Raw genomic sequence first — 20,411 nt, forward strand, 5'->3', positions numbered from 1 at the left:
CAAAAAAAGGATGACACTTCAAAGCATATTCTCCTATGCCTGTAACATACTAAAGGCAAATATTGAAGGAGGTATAAATGAATGAAGTTAAAAATCCTAGGGGTTCTTATGATACTCGTATTTGCATTAATGGCTTGTCAGGGAACAAATGATACTGGAACAGGTACTGATAATCCAAATATCGATCCAGCAAATTTCGGTAACCAAACAGGAAATGGCATGGTAAACAATCGAGATTTTATGATGGATAGAGACGCAGAGCGATACCAGAACAGAGATCGTGATGGTCGTGATAATCGCATGAGTCAAGGACGAAATAATTCTCGATATGAAATTGCTGAAGAAGCCGCAGAAAAAATTTCAGAAGAAGTCGACAATGTAGAAAGAGCATATGTTTTAACAACTGACAATAATGCATATGTCGCCGTACAACTTGACTCTGATAATCGCAACCAAGGAAATAACCACGGGAACATCGGTCGTACGAATAATCGTGGAGATAACGATGGGAACATGAATCGAAACAATAACCGTGGAAACAACGACGGAAATATGAATCGAAACAACAACCGTGGAAACCATGATGGAAATATTAGCACAAGAGACGATGGAAGAATAGATAGTGACAACAATCGTGGAAATAATCGAGGTAATATGACACGTACGAATAACCGTGACCATGATGTACCTGATAATATAAAAGGTGAAATTGCCGATATCGTAAGATCGGTTGATCGAAATATTGAACATGTATATGTCTCAACGAACCCTGACTTTTTAGATTTAGCGAATAACTATGCAGATGATGTTGACCAAGGACAGCCAATTGAAGGATTGTTTGATCAAATGGGAACAATGATCGAAAGAATTTTCCCCGATAACCAACGATAAACCAAGCTTAAAAAACATGTCAACAACAAAAGTTGTTGACATGTTTTTTCATGGAATCGACTCGTTTCTTTAAGATATCAAAAATATAGTGTATCATTTACTTATACTTATTTTTATATAAACGAATGGGGGACTGGGTAATGAGTGAAAAAGCAATTGGATATTTAACGGAAAATCGCGAGGATTTATTAAAAAGGTTAAATGAGTTTTTATCAATCCCTAGTGTTAGCACAGATAGTAAATACAAACAAGACGTTGATAAAGCAGCAGATTTTTTAGTGAACTACTTAGAAGAGTTGAGTTTTGAAAGTATCGAAAAACAACAAACAGCAGGGCACCCGCTTGTATATGCTGAATATAATGGAGCAGGCAAAGATGCACCGACCGTTTTACTTTATGGACATTATGATGTTCAACCAGTAGATCCAATCGAACAATGGGATAGTGAGCCATTTTCACCTGAAGTTAGAGACGGCAGACTTTATGCAAGAGGATCAAGTGATGACAAAGGTCAGGTCTTTATGCATCTAGCTGTGTTTGAAGCTTACTTAAAAACAGAAGGTAAACTACCTGTAAACGTAAAAGTTTGTATTGAAGGAGAAGAAGAAATAGGTAGTGAGAACTTATATGATATCCTTCACGAACAAAAAGAGAAATTCCAAGCTGATTTTGCAGTAATTTCAGATTCAGGTATGGTAGCAAAAAATCAACCTACAATTCTTTATGGACTAAAGGGTTTTACAGGTATTGAAATTCAAGTTACCGGTCCAGATCATGACCTTCACTCTGGAATGTATGGTGGAGCAGTTAGAAATCCAGTGATGGCATTAAGTCATATCCTAGCTTCCATGAAAAATGAAGAGGAAGTAATTACAGTTGATGGTTTTTATGATGGCGTGGAACCATTGACGGAAGAAGAAAGAGAATTAATGAAGCAAGCACCAGGTGAAGACTATGTTGCTGCTACAGGTATCCCAGAAACAGTTTCCGAACAAGGATATACACCAAAAGAACATACAATGGGCCGCCCTACTTTTGAAGTAAATGGTATTTATGGGGGCTATCAAGGTGAAGGAACGAAAACAATTATTCCTTCAGAAGCAACGGCAAAAATTACTTGTCGATTAGTCCCAGGTCAAGACCCTGATCGTATCCAACAGTTATTGGAAGATCATGTGCTTAAGGCTGCACCTAAAGGGGTAACTGTTAAAGTGAAAAAAGAAAAGCTCTCAGCAAAAGCATATAAAGTAGCACCAGACCATCCATTAATTATAAAAGCTGCTGAAAGTTATACGAAAGCATTTGAAAAAGAAACAGTATATGTAAGAATGGGTGGTTCTATCCCAGTAGTTGAGTGGATTGATGCCATTTATGAGATACCTATTGTGCTTCTTGGATTCGGTACTCCAGAAGATCGTTTACATTCACCGAATGAAAGTTTTCCATTAGATAGCTTTGATAAAGGGATGGAGACATTGGTTTATTATTGGGAAAAAGTTACATCAAAGTAAGAGGTAGAAGGGGGAATTTCGATTGTCAAATCTAGCAATAATTACTGGGATATCAAGAGGGCTAGGCGCGTCACTTGCAAAGCTATTACTTGATTCTGGGGTAGATGTTATCGGCATTTCTCGAACAGAGAATTCATCACTTGTAAAGTTATCAGCTGAAAACAATAAATTTTATAAACATTTCTCTTGTGATTTGTCTGATATTGCATCACTTGATCAGGTAATCGTTGATATTCAAGAGGTAATTAAAGAGCGTGAAGGGCAAATTGAAACTCTTTATCTGCTTAATAATGCAGGTGTCGTACATCCAATTAATCAAGCAATGCAAATTGATTCGTCGGAGCTCATATCACATGTTACGATCAATACAATTGCTCCAATGGTTTTAACAAATAAGCTTCTAAAGTTTTCGACGGAACAAAGTGTGCCAATGATCGTAGCAAATGTATCTTCAGGAGCTGCGGAGAGTGCAATCTATGGATGGAGCGCTTATTGCTCTACAAAAGCGAGCTTGAATATGTACACTAAAACAGTCGCACTTGAACAAGACGAATTAGAAACCGGACATAAAATTATTGCTTTTAGTCCTGGAATAATGGATACAGAAATGCAAGAAAATATTCGTAAATCTTCAGCTGATGAATTTGCAGAAGTAGAACGTTTTAAAGAATATAAATCCAATGATTTATTGAGGCAGACAGACATCGTTGCAGGTGTTTTAATTGATATTATAACCGATGAAGACGTAAAGAATGGGAAGGTATATAATATAAAAAATTATCTTTAGTCAACATTTTCTAGCCATTCGCCCTCCCTTTTTTCTTTGACCTGCATACAGTATTGTAGTCTTGAAAATAAGGAGGGACTGCAATGAGCAAAGAAGGTGGAAGCTTTAAATCAGGTGGCTTTTCGCTACTTGTCGTGTTGTTTATTTTGTTAATAATTATTGGAACTGCCTATACTGGCCAAGGATCTGGTGGGGGCTACGGTGGAGGCGGCTACTGGTAAAACCTTCAACTGGTTCAGCACTCTTATATAGAGTGCTGAACCAGTTTTTTTAAGTGTTAAAGGGTCCTTGCTTAATAGCAGGATGAATTTATGATAAACTATAGGATAGTGCATTATTTAGATGAAAGTGACATATAAAATATATACAATTGACTGAGAGGTAGGCTAGGAATGATTACAAGAAAAAGTAAAAGAGAAATTTCTCAAATGCAAGCAGCAGCAGATATCGTTGTCGCTTGTCATAAAGAAATAGCTAAAATGATTCGACCTGGAATTACTACAATGGAAATCAATGATTTCGCAGAAAAGTTCATGCGAGAGCGTGGCGCAATACCTGAACAAATTGGCTATAATGGCTACGAATATGCAACTTGTGCATCTATTAATGATGAAATCTGTCATGGGTTTCCAAGAAATGAAAAACTCAAAGACGGAGACATCGTAACAATCGATATGGTTGTTAATTTAAATGGTGGCCTTGCAGATTCCGCTTGGACATATGCAGTAGGAAACGTTGATGAAGCTGGATTACGTCTGATGGAAGTTACAAAGAAAAGTCTCTACTTAGGTATTGAGCAAGCACAAGTAGGAAACCGAATTGGTGATATCGGACATGCTATTCAAACATATGCTGAGGGAGAAGGCTTCTCCGTAGTACGTGATTTTACAGGCCATGGAATTGGTCCAACAATGCATGAAGAACCAAACGTGCCACATTTTGGATTACCAAATAAGGGGATTCGATTAAAAGAAGGAATGGTTATTACAATCGAACCAATGATTAATGAAGGTTCTTGGCATAGTCAGATGGACGATAATAGCTGGACAGCACGTACAATTGACGAAGGCAGATCAGCCCAATATGAACATCAAATAGTGATTACAAAAGATGGACCGATTATTTTAACAGATCAGGATAAAGAATAAAGATGATTAAAAACAACTACGCATGCAACTAATGTGTAGTTGTTTTTAGTATGAAGCTAATTCGCTCCATTCGATTTCCAATCCGCTCGATACCAACCTCAATTCGCTCAGTCAACCCCTCAAACCGCTCCACACCAGCCTCGATTCGCTCCACCAAGTCATCAATCCGCTCCACCCAACCCCAAATTCGCTCAACAACTTCTAAATAAACATCACTTTTCTGGTTTTCCTGACGCAACTATTCTTCCAATTCTAGAAATGAAAATTAAAATACGCCATCCTTTTTAATTTTCAAAATTTGAGTTATAATGAATTCAATTTACAATCTTACAAAGGAGGATAATCATGGATAAGGCTGTGTCCACAGAAAGAGATCAAAATAGAATAAAAATGTTTCAAAAAGGATTAACTACAGGCTTTCCAATAATGTTAGGATATCTTCCAATAGCTATTACATATGGCGTATTAGCGAAACAAACAGGCATGTCGTTATTCGAGCTTACTGCAATGAGTGCATTTGTCTTCGCAGGAGCAAGTCAGTTCATGGCAGTTAATATGATTGCTGTAAGTGCAACAATGATTGAAATAATTATTGCCACATTTGTTCTGAATTTCAGGCATTTCGTCATGAGTCTCTCTTTTATGAATAGACTGCGCAGTCTAGACAGAAAATGGAAAGCACCTTTATCACTGGGACTTACAGATGAAACCTTTGCCGTCTCTTCCTTCCATCCAAAAGAAGCAGAAGAAAAAAACGGTGCGTATTTTTATTTTGGTATTATTTTAATTGCTTACATATCTTGGGTGCTTGGTTCATTGCTTGGTGGAATTTTGGGAGATGTGATTCCATCTAATTTAAGCCAGAGTATGGGAATTGCTCTTTATGCAATGTTTATTGGTTTACTAATTCCGTCCGTAAAAAAGAATATGAAATATGGTTTAATTGCCGTTTTAGCCATGCTGATTAATTTCATTTGTGTAGAGTTAGGTCTTAGCTCTGGATGGGCAATCGTTATCGGAACGGTCCTCGGTGGCTTTAGTGGCGTGTTCTTGCTAAGGGAGGAAGAAGCATGATATTACTTATTATAATTGGGATGTCCTTAGTAACAATGATACCTAGAGTTATTCCGAGTTTTCTGGTGGATAAACTTCAATTTAAACCATGGGTCAATCGTTGGTTGAATGCAATTCCTTATGCAGCGCTTGGAGCACTAATTTTCCCTGGGATACTTTCCGTTATTGATGGTAATCCACTGGTAGGAATAATTGGTGGGGTAGTTGCTATTATTCTCGCCTACTTCGGTTTAAATGTAGTTATTGTTGTAGTCGGTGCAATCTTGACGGTCTTTTTACTAACATTATAAATAAAAAATCCGTGAGCATAATACTCGCGGATTTTTTGTGCTATATAAAAGTTCGTCGCAATTTCTAATTAAATACTTTCATCTGGAAAATATGGTTCTATATGAATATGTGCGTGTGTGACGGCATGGTTTTCGGCTAAATAACTTTCGATTTCATCTGTTATCTTATGGCTTGCTTCAACTGTGATTCTTGCATCAAGAAGAATGGTGATTTCCAGTAATCCCTCACTCCCATGGATTCGTCCTTTAATATCTTCAACGGACTTAACTTCCTCTATCCCTTCAATACTCTTTTGTATTAACATTAATTCTTCGTCATCAAAGGCATCTGTTAGTGTTAGACTGGCATCTTTGAAAATATCAAACGCTGTTTTACAAATTATTAAACCAACAATGGTACCTGTAAGCGGATCGAGCCAGCTAAGCCCGATTTGCGCTCCGATAATCCCAATGAACGCACCAATACTAACAAGTGCATCTGAACGATTATCTTGTGCAGTCGCAAACAATGCACTACTTTTCAATTTTTTTGAGAGACGAAAATTATAAAAATAAACAGCAAACATGATGATAGCTGATCCTAAGGCTGTCCAAGCGGTTAACATATTGGGTTGCACTGGATCGTAGAAAATCATTTGTTTTAAAGTATCATAAATAACTTGAATTCCAATAAACATCATAATAAAAGCAGCGAAAAGTGATGCAATAGTTTCTGCTCGATAATGTCCATAACGATGATTTTTATCTGGAGGCTTTTGTGAAATTCGCAGGCCAACGAGAACTGCAATGGATGCAATGACATCTGTCGTGTTATTTAGTCCGTCAGATCGTAAGGCTATAGAATTCCCCCAATTTGCAATCCACAATTTAATAACTGCTAGGATTAAATAAGTAATGATACTTAACCATGCACCTTTTTCGGCTAACTTTAGATTATCTGCATGTTTCATTCATACGCCTCCGATTATTTCTATTCACTTAGTTTATCAGACAGGTCCTTAGTGGGTCTATAGAAAAAGAAAAGCGCCAAGTAATCACTTTTGAACGGGACAAAACATGTTAGCCAGATGAAAGAAAATATTAAAAATAATGAAGCTCAGTTGAAATACTAGGTCTTTTTCTACAACTTCTGACATGATTTGTAATATTTCTGTTGCTAAAGTTGTATAGATTAAAAAATTATGATTGCATTTTTTCTGAACATTTAGGATAATGAATGAAAGGAAGGGGACATCTCCAATGAAAAAAGAGTATGCAAATATTTTATTTTTTCGATATGAAGGAAAGCCAGTCCTAGCTAAAAGAGAAATACCGTTCGCGATGAAGCTACAAGCACGTTTAATCATGGACGAGATATGTTTTAATTTTAATAAAAAACAACTAGAAAAAGAAATTAATTTAGCTTTACGTACAAGAGATAGAAATAAATTCAGCAAATATAGTGAAACGTATAAAGAATTTATTTGAAAATGAAAGATTAGATAGAGAAATATCATGCAAAAATAATTTTGCTTGTGAACTTTTAGACCATAGGGGGAGAATAATGAATAGAGAAAGTTTCATGAAAAAACAGCACCAAATTATGTTTTACTTATTGATTTTTTCAGTAATTCTAGGTGCAGGTGCACAAATCATCGTCCAAACGCCATTAGAAAATATATTAGCAATTGTAGTTGGTGGTGGAATTAGTTTAACTATAATTGGAATTCTACATTACCGAAATATATTTACTATCGCAATACCGTACATAGCCATAATTACAATTGCTGGGGTTACTTATAGTATCATGTTAACTTCAGATTATGTAACAAATATCCTGTTTATCTTTTACATACTTGCAGTTGCAATGATTGCCCTCTCACGTAGAGTGCTAATCACTGGTGGAGTATTAGGTTTAGCATTACTTACATTCTTTGTTGTGACAAAGGGTGAGTTAATTGGTTTTGACACAAGAGCTACTGCGATATCTCTCGTATTTTTTATTTTAATCTTTTTCGTCTTATTTATTCAGATAATCATTACGAACCGCTTACTCAATAACGTGGAAGAGTCTTTAACAGCCAGTAATGCTGCTTCTGAACGATTACAGCATCAAAAAGAAATTGTTAGATTAGGGGCAAAGGAGGTAAATGCACAGACTGACAAAATCAAAGAAGATGGGGAAAAAAATGCGGAAACAATGAATAGAATGTTGGAAGCATTTACAGATATTAATCGCGCAACAGAGCTTCAATCTGAAGCCGCCCAAAACATAACAGTAGCTAAGGAAACGAATAGCCAATTGATTGAGAAGATGCTGGTTTCCTTTGAAAGAAGTCGTAATGATGGTGTTGAGCTTCGAGAATTATCAACGAGAGGCCAAGTTTCAATGGATGAATTATCTGTTCTTATGCAAAGATTCCAAGATTCCTTTACTGGTTTAATTACTAAGATGGAAACGTTAGTACAGAATATCCAAGATAATAATAACTACACAATGAAAATAAGAGAAATTGCTGAACAGACAAATCTGTTAGCGTTAAATGCAAGTATTGAAGCTGCGCGTGCAGGTGATGCTGGTTCTGGTTTTGCGGTTGTTGCAGGTGAGGTTCGTAAGCTTGCTGAAATATCTGATCAGACTGCAAATCAAATCTCACAGAACCTTCAAGTGATTGAGGAGCATGCTCTCGGAACACAAAATGAATTAAATGCAAATATGACAGATCTTATTAAATCAAAAGATAAAACACAAACAACTAGGAAAGATTTTGAAATTATTACAAAGCAACTTGTCGGGTTCATTCAATATCTAGAATACCTAGCTAGACAAGGGGATGAACTTCAAAAGTCTACTGTTACAATTGATAATTCAGTTGAACAACTTGCAGCTCATATTGAAGAGACAACTGCGACTACAACAGACCTTGTTGGGTTTGCAGATGAAGCAACAAGTAGAATGAACCATCTTCTATCTATTATAGAAGAGACAAGTCAAACGGCTGCTGACCTTGAATCCTCTAGTGATTAATCAATGTAGTAAGCAATTATATAATTAGTGTAAAACTTGCACGAATTTTAACAAATGATAAAAATTATTTGCTATGCTTACTATTGAATAAGGGGGGATTGTTTTGAAAGATAGAAAGAAGCTGCAAAGAAGTTGGATGATGTATGACTTTGGTAACTCTGCTTTTGCAACAACCATCATGGCTGCAGTTCTACCAGTTTATTATGCAAACGTCGCAGCAAGCGGACTTGAAGATGGGCTAGCCACAAGCTATTGGGGTTATTCTCAGTCTATATCCGTTTTAATTGTTGCAGTCCTCGCACCAATATTAGGTGCTATAAGTGATTTTTCTGCAGCTAAAAAGAAGTTTCTGCAATTCTTTGCTTTCATGGGGATCATTGCAAGTGTTCTCTTAGCATTTGTTGGTGAAGGAGATTATATTTTAGCGTCTGCACTATTTATCGTAGGTTCAATTGGTTTCTCTGCAGCAAATATCTTCTATGATGGCTTCTTGCCTGAGGTTGCTAATAAAGATGAAATAGATAAGATCTCGGCAGGTGGTTATGCTTACGGATATATTGGTGGGGGATTATTACTAGCTATAAATATATTAATGATTTTAAACCCAGGTTGGTTCGGTATCCCTGATACAGTTATTGCTACAAGAATTTCATTCGCAACCGTTGGTGTTTGGTGGTTGATTTTCTCTATTCCACTGTTGAAAAATATTAAAGAAGAGAAAAAAGTTAAAGTAAAACGTGATAGATCTTATATTGCGATAGGTTTCACACGTGTAGGAAACACATTTAGAGAAATTAGACAATATAAACAAGCGCTTCTATTTCTAGCGGCTTTTTGGCTTTATAATGATGGTATTTCAACCATCATGAGGATGGCTACTATTTACGGCGCTGAAATTGGAATTGCTGGAAATGATTTAATCATTGCCTTATTAATTACCCAGTTCGTTGGAATTCCATTTACATTCTTCTTTGGATGGATCGCTTCCAAGATTACAGCAAAGCGGGCACTTTATATTACATTATTTGTGTACATGGGAATTACCATTGTCGGATACTTTATGACAAGCGCCTTGCATTTTTACACGCTCGCAATCTGTGTAGGAATGGTTCAAGGTGGAGCACAATCATTGAGTAGATCAATTTTCGGAAAAATGATTCCAGATAATAAGCATGCGGAATTCTTTGGTTTCTACGGTATTTCATCGAAGTTCGCTGCAATCGTTGGACCGTTTGTCTTTGCTTTCGTTGGGCAAATAACTGGTAACAGTCGGTACGGAATTATATCTTTAATATTCTTCTTTATCGCTGGAATTATCATGTTACGATTTGTCGATATTGATCAAGGAATTAGAGAAGCAGAAGCAAAAACAGGTGTTGTAGGTCAAGTAGATATTGAGAAAAAATAAAAACAGCGCTCCCCATCGAAAGGGAGCGCTGTTTTTAGATTAGGATAAGTTAAATATTTATTATTGAGATTACAAATTAAAAAAAGTAGTGCAAAATCAGCTTCGGAAATATACGTAGACTCCAGCGGGAGGAAAGGCTTAGGTGAGATCCCGGAGTACGCGAAGCGTGCGAGGAAGCTCACCAGCCGCCCGCGGAAAGCGAAGTATATTCCCGAAGCGGGTATAAGCTCAAAACAAGGTTTTATACAATCGGATCACTATAAACATTTACCAAATTTAAATCCAATGCTTTACCTGTATCATAAGAAATATCATTAATAAGATTATTGAGTTTTACTTTTGAGTACTCTGCTTCTGTTTCCCAATAATTTTGGACCTCTGTAATAATATCAATACCCTCCATACGACTTTCATTATAAAGCTCAATGAAACTTTTATTACATGGTTCATTTGTTGCTGGGTGATACCATGTTGTTTTATTTAAGTTTAAATAATCTACATCATTTGTAATTGGACGGTGAGAATAAGCAGAGATCATTTTTCCGAGAATAAGGTTTTTAAAACCAGTTGGATCTGCAAGTATTTTTAAAGCGAGCATCATGTCGCGATACGATTTTTGAATATAGTTACTATCTTTTTGATCTAACTCAGGAAAATGTTTATTGATGGATGAAGATAAAAGTTCAACAATATCTTGGTTTAATTTCCTTCCAAGATCAATTTCCTTATACACTGGTGCTTTCCAAGTTTTTAAATTTTGATACTTTTCCATCATAAGCGTGTCAATTTGGACTTCTAGACGTTGATGATCATTCCCTCGATATCCTGCACGATAGTGGATGTAGGGGTGTGTATTGCGATCTAGCACGTGGTGGGTAACGAAGCCAAGAACAAAAGCTTTTACTTCATCACTACTATCTTTCGCATACTCAATTAATTCTTGCAAAAATGCGCCACAATTCCTCGTGTGTAATGCCATCCCTACTTCTTGTATGGAATCGTCTTTAATCCATGGCCAAAATTTATAGTAAAAAAATGGATCTGGGCCCTGAGCTCCGAGCTTTAAATAGTTCTCATGTTTTGCAATTGACTGCAAGTTTGGAACCTTATCTAATACTTCCTCAGAAAAAAGTATATGTGTCCATATATTTGGCATAGCAAAACCTCCTTATATCCGACTAATATTCATAAGAAGACTTCTGCATGATGTGTTTCTTTGTCTTCTAAAGCTACCAGTTAAAGTATCTACTCCAAATATTATAACGGAAAAAAATTATATTTCACGTTTTCAGTAGTACAATTTTGTGTCAATCATAAAAGTAATAGCAAAACCCTGTGATTTGTGATGTTTAGATGTGATTTAGTATAGTTTTTGTGAAATATTTGTTACAATAAAGGATGTAGAAGATTTTATGGGGAGGAAACAAAAGTGAACTATCGCGTAGAAAAAGATACAATTGGGGAAATTAATGTACCTGCAGATAAATTCTGGGGTGCGCAGACACAAAGAAGTAAACAGAACTTTCCAATTGGAAATGAAAAAATGCCTGTTGAAATCATTCAAGCTTTTGCCATTCTTAAAAAGAGTGCTGCAAAAGTAAACAGTGAACTTGGTCTACTGGAAGCTGAAAAAGCAGAAGCAATCGCTTATGCAGCTGACGAAGTACTAGCAGGTAACATTAATGAACATTTCCCACTTGTTGTTTGGCAAACTGGGAGCGGTACGCAGTCTAATATGAACGTCAATGAGGTTCTTAGTTTTGTTGGGAACCAATGGTTAGAAGAAAAAGATAGTGAATTACGTCTTCACCCAAATGACGATGTAAATAAATCACAAAGTTCGAATGATACATATCCAACAGCGATGCACATTGCTTTTGTATTAAAGCTTGAAGATCATGTAGTACCAGCTGTTGAATTATTAAAAAATACATTAAAAGAAAAATCAGATGCATTTATGGATATCGTTAAAATTGGTCGTACACATTTACAAGACGCAACACCACTTACACTAGGTCAAGAGATTAGTGGCTGGCATCGTATGCTTGAAAAAGCTGAAACGATGATCACGACAAGCGTTGTAGAACTTAAAGAACTAGCGCTTGGTGGTACTGCAGTAGGTACTGGCTTAAACGCTCATCCAGAATTTGCAGAACGTGTGGCAAAACAAATTAGTGAGTTTACTGGAAAAGACTTTGTTACAGCGGAAAATAAATTTCATTCGTTAACTAGTTACGATGAAACTGTTTTTGCGCATGGAGCATTAAAAGCACTAGCAGCTAACATTATGAAGATTGCTAATGATGTTCGTTGGTTAGCAAGTGGTCCACGTTCAGGACTTGGCGAAATTACAATTCCTTCAAACGAACCTGGAAGTTCAATCATGCCTGGTAAAGTAAACCCAACACAAAGTGAAGCAGTAACAATGGTTGCAGCTCAAGTAATGGGTAACGATGCTACAATTGGTTTTGCAGCGAGCCAGGGTAACTTTGAGCTTAACGTATACAAACCAGTAATCGCATATAACTTCTTACAATCTGGACAGCTTTTAGCAGATAGTATTGTATCATTCAATGATCGTTGTGCGGTTGGAATTGAACCAAATCATGAAACAATCGACAGACATTTAAACGAATCATTAATGTTAGTTACAGCACTTAATCCTCATATTGGTTATGAGAATGCAGCTAAAATTGCAAAGACTGCATATGAAGAGAATTCTACTTTAAAAGAAACAGCAGTTAAACTTGGTCTACTAACAGAAGAAGAATTTGATAAGTATGTAGTGCCAAAAGAAATGACATATCCGAAATAAATTCATATTAAAATCCCGTTGTTTACTAAAAACAACGGGATTTTTTTAGATTATATGTATTTTTATAGAACTAGCTTTTAAGTTAATTACAACACGAACCCTGGTAGATAAGTGTTTTTCATTAAAAGATATAGGTGATTTTCATTGGAAAACAGTGAATTGGAATACAAGCTACATTTTACCAGTGCATTTTTGTCATAAGATTAGTTGAAGTGAGAACAATAGTATTACAGAAGGAGGTGACAGACATGGCTAATAACAACAATTCAAACCAATTATTAGTTCCAGGAGTACAACAAGCGCTTGATCAAATGAAATATGAAATTGCTCAAGAGTTTGGTGTTAACCTTGGAGCAGACACTACATCTCGTGCTAACGGTTCTGTTGGTGGTGAGATTACGAAAAGACTTGTTCGTACTGCACAGCAACAAATGAGTGGTGGCGGACAATAATTAAATGATATAACAAACAAGTGGGCAAACTTTTAATAGCTTGCCCACTTTTATATAGGTTCATTTATTCTTTTTTTCGTTTTAGAATCGAAAAAGTGTAACTTGTCTAAAGAAAAGTTAAAAGAAATAAAATCATTTTCCTTTATTGAAAAGTGATTACTCGATCGGATGATGAGATTTTGATTTTTCCAGTTACAATATAGAAGGTTTTCAGCTCCAAGTTGTTCTACTTCTTTAATTTTCGCTGAATATGTTTTTTCTTGATTATTATTAATTTGAATCGCCTCTGGTCGAATACCTACAATAATATCTTTCCCTAAATAACCCTCTTGCTGTAGCATTTTAAGTGTCTCTATAGGTAGAATTAATTTATCATCCTCCACTTTAAGATAGCTATCTTTTAAAGTTCCATTTATGAAATTCATAGGTGGTGAACCAATAAAACTTCCGACGAAAACACTTTGAGGATGATTATAAACTTCTTTTGGTGTTCCAACTTGCTCTATCCTACCTTCATTCATCACGACAAGCTTTGTTGCCATCGACATTGCTTCTATTTGATCATGTGTAACATAGATGATAGTAGTCTGTGTTTCTCTATGTAATCTTTTAATTTCCGCACGCATCTGTACACGTAGTTTTGCATCGAGATTGGATAATGGTTCATCCATTAGAAAAACATGTGCATCTCTTACGAAAGCACGCCCTAATGCAACCCGCTGTTTCTCTCCACCTGAAAGATTTCGAGGTTTTTTATCTAAATATGCTTCAATACCAAGTAACTTTGCAGCTTCATATACTTTTTCCTTAATCATTTGTTTATCGAGTTTTCGTTGCTTTAAACCAAAGGCTATATTTTCAAATACAGTCATATGCGGGTAAAGCGCATAGTTTTGAAAAACCATGGAAATATTGCGTTGTTGTGGAGGAAGGGCATTTATTTTCCTGCCATCAATATACAAATCCCCACTAGTTATTTCTTCAAGTCCAGCTATCATCCGGAGCGTAGTAGTTTTCCCACATCCAGAAGGCCCAACAAAAACTGTAAACTCCTTGTCTTTAATCAAGAGGTTGAAATCCTTTACAGCGTGGATATCTTTACCAAATATCTTCTCAATATTATCAAATCGTATCTCCGCCAAATTTTACAACCCCTTAATAGAAATTTTATATAAAAAAATAAGTTAGAAAATTGATAATGCAAAGGTGATTTATTGTAGTATGCTCATTCTTTAAACCTTCCTTTCATTATAACAATTAAAGTAACTTAAAAAAGTTATTATTCGTTATAAATGAATTCTTTGTCATGATATACAATCAGCTAATGATTTGTTATAGTGGGGTTAGTCAAAAAACATGGGAGGAAATTGAATGTCAAATATTTACGATAACGCGTACAGCTTAGAAAAAGCGATTAGAGAGAGTGAAGAATTCAAAAGCTTGAAAGAAGCTTACGAAGCAGTGATGGGCGACCCTGAATCAAAGGAAATGTTCGAAAACTTCCGCGATACTCAGTTAAACCTACAAGAGAAACAAATGCAAGGTCTTGAAATTTCTGAAGAAGAAGTTGAGCAGGCTAGAAGTGTTGTAGAACTTGTACAAGACAACCCAATTATATCTAAATTAATGGAAGAAGAGCAGCGTTTAAACGTGATCATCGGTGAAATCAGCACGATTATTACAAAACCACTTGAAGAAGTATATGGTTTTGATCAAGAACAACATTAAGAAAAAAACTCACAGTTCAGCGCTGTGAGTTTTTTCTACCTTAATACATAGACGGCCGCGTCCAGCTCCAGCGACCAACAACTATCAAACTTCGCACTTCTCCATTACGATAAAGAAGACTTGCCGAATGGCGTAAGACAGAGGCTTAGTCGCACTTATACCCTTGTGGTGAAAGTCAACATCGACTCTCTACGTTCGTCGTGTTTCCTTTATCCTATTGCGAAGTACTCCAGTTTGTACGTTGTTAAACGGTCGCTTGCGCTTTTGAGTGTTATCGATGAAATAATACAAGTTTAGCTTCAGGTGATACACAGCGGTGCGTATGCTCCTCATAGTTATGTTCAGCTAGCATTTTTTGACCAATTTCTTTTGCTTCATCATTATTTTCTGCTGTAAATTTTTCGTCTAGTAATTTTTCGCCGGTTTGGTTAAAAACAGTTAATGCATAAGTTCTCATATGTATACGCTCCTTTCGAATTCTAAATATTATTATAAATCACCTGCTAGAAAAATGCGAAATATATTAATGCATTTGAAACTTATTTATGTGAAATTCGTATGATAAGGACAAGGGGGATGAAGAGATGAGTTTAGTTATCGATCATGTTACAAAAAGGTTTGGAAACTTTACCGCAGTAAATGATTTGAATTTGCGTATTCCAAAAAATGAAATCTTTGGTTTCTTGGGTGGGAACGGGGCAGGGAAGACAACAACCTTCCGAATGATTCTTGGGTTACTTGATAAAACAGATGGAAAAATCACTTGGAATAATGAACAGATTAATTACGATAAAAGTCATTTAATTGGATACTTACCAGAAGAAAGAGGTCTATATCCAAAGCTAACGGTAAAGAATCAAATCATATACTTAGCAAAATTACGAGGAATGCCAAAACAAGAAAGTTTGCCAGCTTTAGAAATGTGGCTGGAGCGATTTAAAGTTCCTGAATATATGAATAAAAAGGTAGAAGAATTATCCAAAGGGAACCAACAAAAAATCCAGTTTATTTCTGCGGTTATACATAAACCGGAACTATTAATCCTTGACGAACCATTTTCAGGGCTTGATCCAGTTAACGTAGAAATGCTGAAGGAAGCAGTCTTAGATTTAAAGGATAATGGAACAACAATTGTATTCTCCTCGCACCAAATGGCAACAGTTGAAGAACTTTGTGAAAATCTATGTATTTTATTAGATGGAAAACCAGTGGTTGAAGGAAAACTTGGAGACATCAAACGCTCCTTCGGTAAGAAAAACTTACGAATTCATGCTGATTATTCTCTGGACTTTTTAAAAGATTTCCCTGGTGTAGTTAAAGTGAAGCGTCTAGCTGAAGGTATGGAGTTACAAATTGAAAGTGAAGCAATCTCCCAGGATATATTCCAAGCCCTACAAAGTCGTGGATTTATCCGGAAGTTTGAGCTTGAAGAACCTTCGTTGAACGATATCTTTATTGAAAAGGTAGGTGCTTCCTATGAGTAAGTTCTGGACAATTCTTAGCCATACTTATTTAGATAAGGTGAAATCAAAAACCTTTATTATTACTACAGCACTGCTACTACTATTAGTCATTGGTGCAGCGAATATGCAAACAATTATCGGTTTCTTTTCCGATGAAGATGCAGTAGACAGAATTGCTGTCATTGATGAATCTGGAGCTTTATTCGATCCATTAAAACAAGGGATGGAAGCTGTTGATGATGGTTTAGAAGTTGAATCATTTGCAGGGACAGAAGAAGATGCGAAAGCTGCTGTTCAAGAGGAAGATTTTGCTGCATTAGTTGTTGTCGGTTTAGATGACAATGAATTACCAAATGGAACGTATTATGCAAGTAATATTACGGATTCATCGACGCAAATGCTTGTACAGGAGCAGCTACAAAATTTGAAAACAGCTATTTCAATGGAGCAGGCAGGTGTTGATGCAACGGTCATTCAAGACATCTATGTGCCAGTGCAATTTGAAACGGTCGCACTTGATGATGATGCAAGGAGCATGGAAGAAATATTCCAAGCACAGGGCATTGTTTATGTCATGGTATTTTTAATGTATATGGTTGTTATATTATATGGACAAATGATTGCACAAGATGTTGCGAATGAGAAGTCCTCGAGAGTGATGGAGCTTCTGATTTCAAGCGCTTCACCAGTAACACATATGTTTGCTAAAATCTTTGGTGTTGCATTGGTCGGACTTACGCAAATTCTTCTTTTTGTTGGTGTCGGCGCAATCATGATGAATATGAAAAAAGATGAATTAGCAGGTAGTTTTCTAGATGCTGTTGGACTCGTAGATATTCCTGTAGATCTCGTCATCTATGGAATCATCTTCTTCCTACTTGGTTACACACTATACGCAACACTCGCAGCAATGCTTGGTTCTCTAGTAAGCAGAGCAGAGGATGTTGGCCAGTTAATCACACCGATGATTATCCTAATTGTGATTGCGTTCATGGTAGCAATGTTTGGGCTAGGAGCACCAGAGACAACACTTGTCACAGTTTCATCCTTCATTCCATTCTTTACACCAATGGTAATGATTTTAAGAATTGGTATGCTAAACATCCCGATGTGGGAAATTGGCTTATCCATCGGGATTTTAGTCGCGTCGATTATCATACTTGGTCTAATTGGAGCGAGAGTTTACAAAGGCGGCGTGCTGATGTACGGACGTTCCGCTTCACTGAAGGACTTTGGTAAGGCGATTAGGTTGTCGAAGAAGGAAAAGTAGAGAAGATTAAAGGACCGATTAACAGTGTTTCTTAGCTGTTAATCGGTTCTTTTTGATTTGTAAAACATAAAATTAAAATTCTTTTCTCTGATAAATAAATTGACTAACCATCCAGGAAATAAGATAGAAGCTAATTGCGATTGCAGCTCCACTTAAGTAAATCGTTATTGTTGATAAACTCATAAGAAAGTCCATAATCGATGTAAGATTTCGTTCTAAAAATTGAAGAACAGGAGGGATAACGGATGCTGATAGCATTACCCCAAGTATCATAAAGAATCCGACATAAGCTGGGTTCAAAACATAAAAAATCGGAAAGAAGATTGCTGTAGAAATAAGGAAAAGTCCAGCAGCAATTGCAATATCTCTAAACAAGAATTCATAACCAACAAAATAAAAAATTACGCTAGCTAATGCGATGGATAAGGCCATATAGACAACAGAACCGACGTATTTTGCATTAACGATTTCTTTTCTTGTATAAGGTAGTGAGTTGAGTAAAATATTGGATTTGACCATTCCATCATAAATATAACCATTTAAAGGTATATAAAGGCTAGTAATTAGTAGTACAAATGCCGGGCTCATCTGACTCGCAAAAAATGCAAAGAACAAAATAAATGGAATGAGAATTAACACTTGCATTTTTTGAATAACGATATCTTTTCTAATTAAATTATACATATTGTTCACGCGCTCCTTTCGCATAATACATAATATCTTCGAGAGTTGCTTCTTCAATATCAACATATTCTCCAATAGATTTTCTGACTTCATCTGTGTTGTTTGTTAATGCATGAAATTCATTTTTATAACGTTTGATATTTATAAAGCTATTTTCAATAGTTGGATTGAGTATATTTGTAGCACCTTTTACCAATCCATATCTTGCCTGAATGTCTGAAATCGATTCATTAAAAAGAATCTTCCCGTTTTGGATAAAAACAATATCTTCTGCAATGCGCTCTAAATCACTTGTGATATGAGTAGAAAAGAAGAGGGTTCTATTTCCGTCTGCCACTAGCTCATTCAGAATATCTAATAATTCTCTGCGAAAAACTGGATCAAGACCTGCTGTTGGTTCATCCATCATGATAAACTCTGCATTATGGGAAAGAGCTAATGCCAAAGATGTTTTCATCTGCATTCCTTTAGAGAAAGTCTTTATAGCCTTATTTAAAGGTAGTTCAAACTTCTTGATATAATCATAAAATTGTTCGTCACTCCAATTAGTGTAGGCAGGAGCGATAATTTTCCGAATATCTTTTAAGTTTAAGCTTTCATAGAAAATATTGCTATCATAGACAAACCCGATTCGTTCTTTGATTTCTTTTTCATTTTTTGAAAAATGTTTTCCAAAAACTTTAATCTCACCTTTATCCGCTTGTAAGAGATTCATCATTAATTTCATAGTTGTTGACTTTCCGGCACCATTTGCACCAACAAAGCCTGTCACTTTTCCTTGTTTTATTTCTAAATTAATATCCTTTAATGAAAAGTCTTTGAAATTCTTAGTCACATTCTTAAACTCCACGACACTAGCCATTTTTTCACTCCTCTATTTATTAGTACCCATCTGTATATATACAGTATATACTCTATAATCAGTATATACAAGAAGAATTTTATATTATTGCAAAAAAAAGAAGATCCCAATTATTCATTAAGATCTTCCTGCATTGTATTCTTTATTGAAAGTTTTCCATTGCGATGTGCTGTTTTCATATGAAACATAATTTCTTCTAAGGATGGTTTTTCCATTACTACATGGTCGCCAAAGACAGTAACAACCTGCTTGCGATTTATAGATAAAGCCTGAAACGTGTCTTGCTTACGTTCAATGTTAATAAAATAAGCTTCTGTATCCCGATCAAGTAAATCTACACTACCTTTGACTAGGGCATATTTTTCCTGAAGTATATCCATGCGTTCATGGAAAAGAATATTCCCTTGATCAATCAACACAATATAATCTGCAAAACGTTCTAAATCACTTGTAGTGTGGGTAGAAAAGAATATACTTCTGTTTTCATTAACCATTTGTTCTTGAAAAACATCCAATAACTCCCTTCGGAATGTCGGATCTAATCCTGCGGTTGGTTCATCCATCATGATTAATTCCGCATGATGTGATAAGGCCATAGCTATAGATGCTTTCATCTTCATTCCTTTAGAAAGTTTTTTAACTGGTTTATTTAATGGTAATTCAAATTGATTGATGTATTTTTTAAATTGTTTATGATCCCAATCTTTGTAGGAGGGAGCAACAATTTTACTAATATCTTTTAAGTTCAATGATTCATAGAATATATTACTGTCATATACAAAACCGATACGATCTTTTATTTCTTTTTCATTGGTTGCGTAGTCCAAACCAAATACGCTTATTTCACCATTATCTGGCTGTAAAAGATTCATCATCAACTTAATCAATGTTGTCTTTCCAGACCCGTTAGCACCAATAAAACCTGTAGTGTAACCTCGTTTTATTTGTAAATCAATGCTGTCTAAAGAGAATGCTTTAAACTTTTTAGAAACATTATGAATTTTGATTACATTTTCCAAGT

The 20,411-nt window shown here is 35.8% G+C and carries 23 protein-coding genes; 15 read left to right on the top strand and 8 right to left on the bottom strand.

What is annotated here, in order from left to right; translation table 11 throughout:
• Positions 1–81 precede the first annotated feature (81 nt).
• The 5 genes from ACXYMZ_RS06630 to map all read left to right on the top strand — a co-directional run bounded on the left by ACXYMZ_RS06630 (position 82) and on the right by map (position 4,337).
• The gene (locus ACXYMZ_RS06630) at positions 82–891 is read left to right on the top strand and encodes a YhcN/YlaJ family sporulation lipoprotein (protein WP_458947597.1); all 810 of its coding nucleotides are present in this window, start codon (positions 82–84) and stop codon (positions 889–891) included.
• A 140-nt stretch (positions 892–1,031) separates the two neighbouring features.
• Positions 1,032–2,402 carry a dipeptidase gene (locus ACXYMZ_RS06635; protein WP_458947598.1) on the top strand — a complete coding sequence of 457 codons (1,371 nt, stop codon included), beginning with the start codon at positions 1,032–1,034 and terminating at the stop codon, positions 2,400–2,402.
• A 22-nt stretch (positions 2,403–2,424) separates the two neighbouring features.
• Positions 2,425–3,189 carry a (S)-benzoin forming benzil reductase gene (locus ACXYMZ_RS06640; protein WP_458947599.1) on the top strand — a complete coding sequence of 255 codons (765 nt, stop codon included), beginning with the start codon at positions 2,425–2,427 and terminating at the stop codon, positions 3,187–3,189.
• An 83-nt stretch (positions 3,190–3,272) separates the two neighbouring features.
• The gene (locus ACXYMZ_RS06645) at positions 3,273–3,410 is read left to right on the top strand and encodes a YjcZ family sporulation protein (RefSeq protein ID WP_458947600.1); all 138 of its coding nucleotides are present in this window, start codon (positions 3,273–3,275) and stop codon (positions 3,408–3,410) included.
• A gap of 171 nt (positions 3,411–3,581) precedes the next feature.
• The gene (gene map, locus ACXYMZ_RS06650; RefSeq protein WP_458947601.1) at positions 3,582–4,337 is read left to right on the top strand and encodes a type I methionyl aminopeptidase; all 756 of its coding nucleotides are present in this window, start codon (positions 3,582–3,584) and stop codon (positions 4,335–4,337) included.
• A 28-nt stretch (positions 4,338–4,365) separates the two neighbouring features.
• Here the strand turns inward: map and ACXYMZ_RS06655 are convergent, their stop codons facing one another.
• Positions 4,366–4,575: a hypothetical protein gene (locus tag ACXYMZ_RS06655; protein WP_458947602.1), complete on the bottom strand. Its 210-nt coding sequence runs from the start codon at positions 4,573–4,575 to the stop codon at positions 4,366–4,368.
• 107 nt (positions 4,576–4,682) lie between these two features.
• On the opposite strand from ACXYMZ_RS06655, the gene ACXYMZ_RS06660 reads away from it, so the two are divergent.
• Together ACXYMZ_RS06660 and ACXYMZ_RS06665 are read left to right on the top strand one after the other, a co-directional pair.
• Entirely contained in the window at positions 4,683–5,411 is a 729-nt protein-coding gene (locus ACXYMZ_RS06660) for an AzlC family ABC transporter permease (RefSeq protein ID WP_458947603.1), read from the top strand.
• The gene (locus ACXYMZ_RS06665) at positions 5,408–5,701 is read left to right on the top strand and encodes an AzlD domain-containing protein (RefSeq protein ID WP_458947604.1); all 294 of its coding nucleotides are present in this window, start codon (positions 5,408–5,410) and stop codon (positions 5,699–5,701) included. Before ACXYMZ_RS06660 ends, ACXYMZ_RS06665 begins: the two co-directional genes overlap by 4 nt.
• A 68-nt stretch (positions 5,702–5,769) precedes the next feature.
• Here ACXYMZ_RS06665 and ACXYMZ_RS06670 read toward each other — a convergent pair whose 3' ends face one another.
• Entirely contained in the window at positions 5,770–6,651 is an 882-nt protein-coding gene (locus ACXYMZ_RS06670; protein ID WP_458947605.1) for a cation diffusion facilitator family transporter, read from the bottom strand.
• Positions 6,652–6,940: 289 nt separating this feature from the next.
• On the opposite strand from ACXYMZ_RS06670, the gene ACXYMZ_RS06675 reads away from it, so the two are divergent.
• The 3 genes from ACXYMZ_RS06675 to ACXYMZ_RS06685 all read left to right on the top strand — a co-directional run bounded on the left by ACXYMZ_RS06675 (position 6,941) and on the right by ACXYMZ_RS06685 (position 10,116).
• The gene (locus ACXYMZ_RS06675) at positions 6,941–7,168 is read left to right on the top strand and encodes an IDEAL domain-containing protein (RefSeq protein WP_458947606.1); all 228 of its coding nucleotides are present in this window, start codon (positions 6,941–6,943) and stop codon (positions 7,166–7,168) included.
• Positions 7,169–7,244: 76 nt separating this feature from the next.
• The gene (locus ACXYMZ_RS06680) at positions 7,245–8,708 is read left to right on the top strand and encodes a methyl-accepting chemotaxis protein (RefSeq protein WP_458947607.1); all 1,464 of its coding nucleotides are present in this window, start codon (positions 7,245–7,247) and stop codon (positions 8,706–8,708) included.
• A gap of 97 nt (positions 8,709–8,805) precedes the next feature.
• On the top strand, positions 8,806–10,116 hold the full coding sequence (locus ACXYMZ_RS06685) for an MFS transporter (protein WP_458947829.1): 1,311 nt from the start codon (positions 8,806–8,808) through the stop codon (positions 10,114–10,116).
• 241 nt (positions 10,117–10,357) lie between these two features.
• Here ACXYMZ_RS06685 and ACXYMZ_RS06690 read toward each other — a convergent pair whose 3' ends face one another.
• Positions 10,358–11,272, bottom strand: coding sequence for a zinc dependent phospholipase C family protein (locus ACXYMZ_RS06690; protein WP_458947608.1), 915 nt, complete (start codon positions 11,270–11,272; stop codon positions 10,358–10,360).
• Between the two features lie 273 nt (positions 11,273–11,545).
• On the opposite strand from ACXYMZ_RS06690, the gene fumC reads away from it, so the two are divergent.
• Positions 11,546–12,931, top strand: a complete 1,386-nt coding sequence (fumC, locus tag ACXYMZ_RS06695; protein WP_458947609.1) for a class II fumarate hydratase — start codon at positions 11,546–11,548, stop codon at positions 12,929–12,931.
• 248 nt (positions 12,932–13,179) lie between these two features.
• Positions 13,180–13,383 (top strand): small, acid-soluble spore protein, alpha/beta type, encoded by a 204-nt coding sequence (locus ACXYMZ_RS06700; protein ID WP_458947610.1) that lies wholly within the window; start codon positions 13,180–13,182, stop codon positions 13,381–13,383.
• A 50-nt stretch (positions 13,384–13,433) separates the two neighbouring features.
• Here ACXYMZ_RS06700 and ACXYMZ_RS06705 read toward each other — a convergent pair whose 3' ends face one another.
• Positions 13,434–14,525, bottom strand: coding sequence for an ABC transporter ATP-binding protein (locus tag ACXYMZ_RS06705; RefSeq protein ID WP_458947611.1), 1,092 nt, complete (start codon positions 14,523–14,525; stop codon positions 13,434–13,436).
• Positions 14,526–14,754: 229 nt separating this feature from the next.
• Between ACXYMZ_RS06705 and ACXYMZ_RS06710 the strand changes: the two genes are divergently transcribed.
• On the top strand, positions 14,755–15,111 hold the full coding sequence (locus ACXYMZ_RS06710; RefSeq protein WP_458947612.1) for a YlbF family regulator: 357 nt from the start codon (positions 14,755–14,757) through the stop codon (positions 15,109–15,111).
• Positions 15,112–15,382: 271 nt separating this feature from the next.
• Here ACXYMZ_RS06710 and ACXYMZ_RS06715 read toward each other — a convergent pair whose 3' ends face one another.
• Positions 15,383–15,568 (bottom strand): YhzD family protein, encoded by a 186-nt coding sequence (locus tag ACXYMZ_RS06715; RefSeq protein WP_458947613.1) that lies wholly within the window; start codon positions 15,566–15,568, stop codon positions 15,383–15,385.
• Positions 15,569–15,695: 127 nt separating this feature from the next.
• Between ACXYMZ_RS06715 and ACXYMZ_RS06720 the strand changes: the two genes are divergently transcribed.
• Both ACXYMZ_RS06720 and ACXYMZ_RS06725 read left to right on the top strand, forming a co-directional pair.
• On the top strand, positions 15,696–16,595 hold the full coding sequence (locus ACXYMZ_RS06720) for an ABC transporter ATP-binding protein (protein WP_458947614.1): 900 nt from the start codon (positions 15,696–15,698) through the stop codon (positions 16,593–16,595).
• On the top strand, positions 16,588–17,844 hold the full coding sequence (locus tag ACXYMZ_RS06725) for an ABC transporter permease (protein WP_458947615.1): 1,257 nt from the start codon (positions 16,588–16,590) through the stop codon (positions 17,842–17,844). The genes ACXYMZ_RS06720 and ACXYMZ_RS06725 overlap by 8 nt, the downstream gene beginning before the upstream one ends.
• Before the next feature lie 72 nt (positions 17,845–17,916).
• Here ACXYMZ_RS06725 and ACXYMZ_RS06730 read toward each other — a convergent pair whose 3' ends face one another.
• From ACXYMZ_RS06730 to ACXYMZ_RS06740, 3 genes are all read right to left on the bottom strand, one after another.
• Positions 17,917–18,528: an ABC-2 transporter permease gene (locus ACXYMZ_RS06730; protein WP_458947616.1), complete on the bottom strand. Its 612-nt coding sequence runs from the start codon at positions 18,526–18,528 to the stop codon at positions 17,917–17,919.
• The gene (locus tag ACXYMZ_RS06735; protein WP_458947617.1) at positions 18,521–19,390 is read right to left on the bottom strand and encodes an ABC transporter ATP-binding protein; all 870 of its coding nucleotides are present in this window, start codon (positions 19,388–19,390) and stop codon (positions 18,521–18,523) included. Before ACXYMZ_RS06735 ends, ACXYMZ_RS06730 begins: the two co-directional genes overlap by 8 nt.
• Before the next feature lie 110 nt (positions 19,391–19,500).
• Positions 19,501–20,409: an ABC transporter ATP-binding protein gene (locus ACXYMZ_RS06740; protein WP_458947618.1), complete on the bottom strand. Its 909-nt coding sequence runs from the start codon at positions 20,407–20,409 to the stop codon at positions 19,501–19,503.
• Positions 20,410–20,411 lie beyond the last annotated feature (2 nt).

Source organism: Oceanobacillus sp. CAU 1775 (assembly GCF_054482815.1).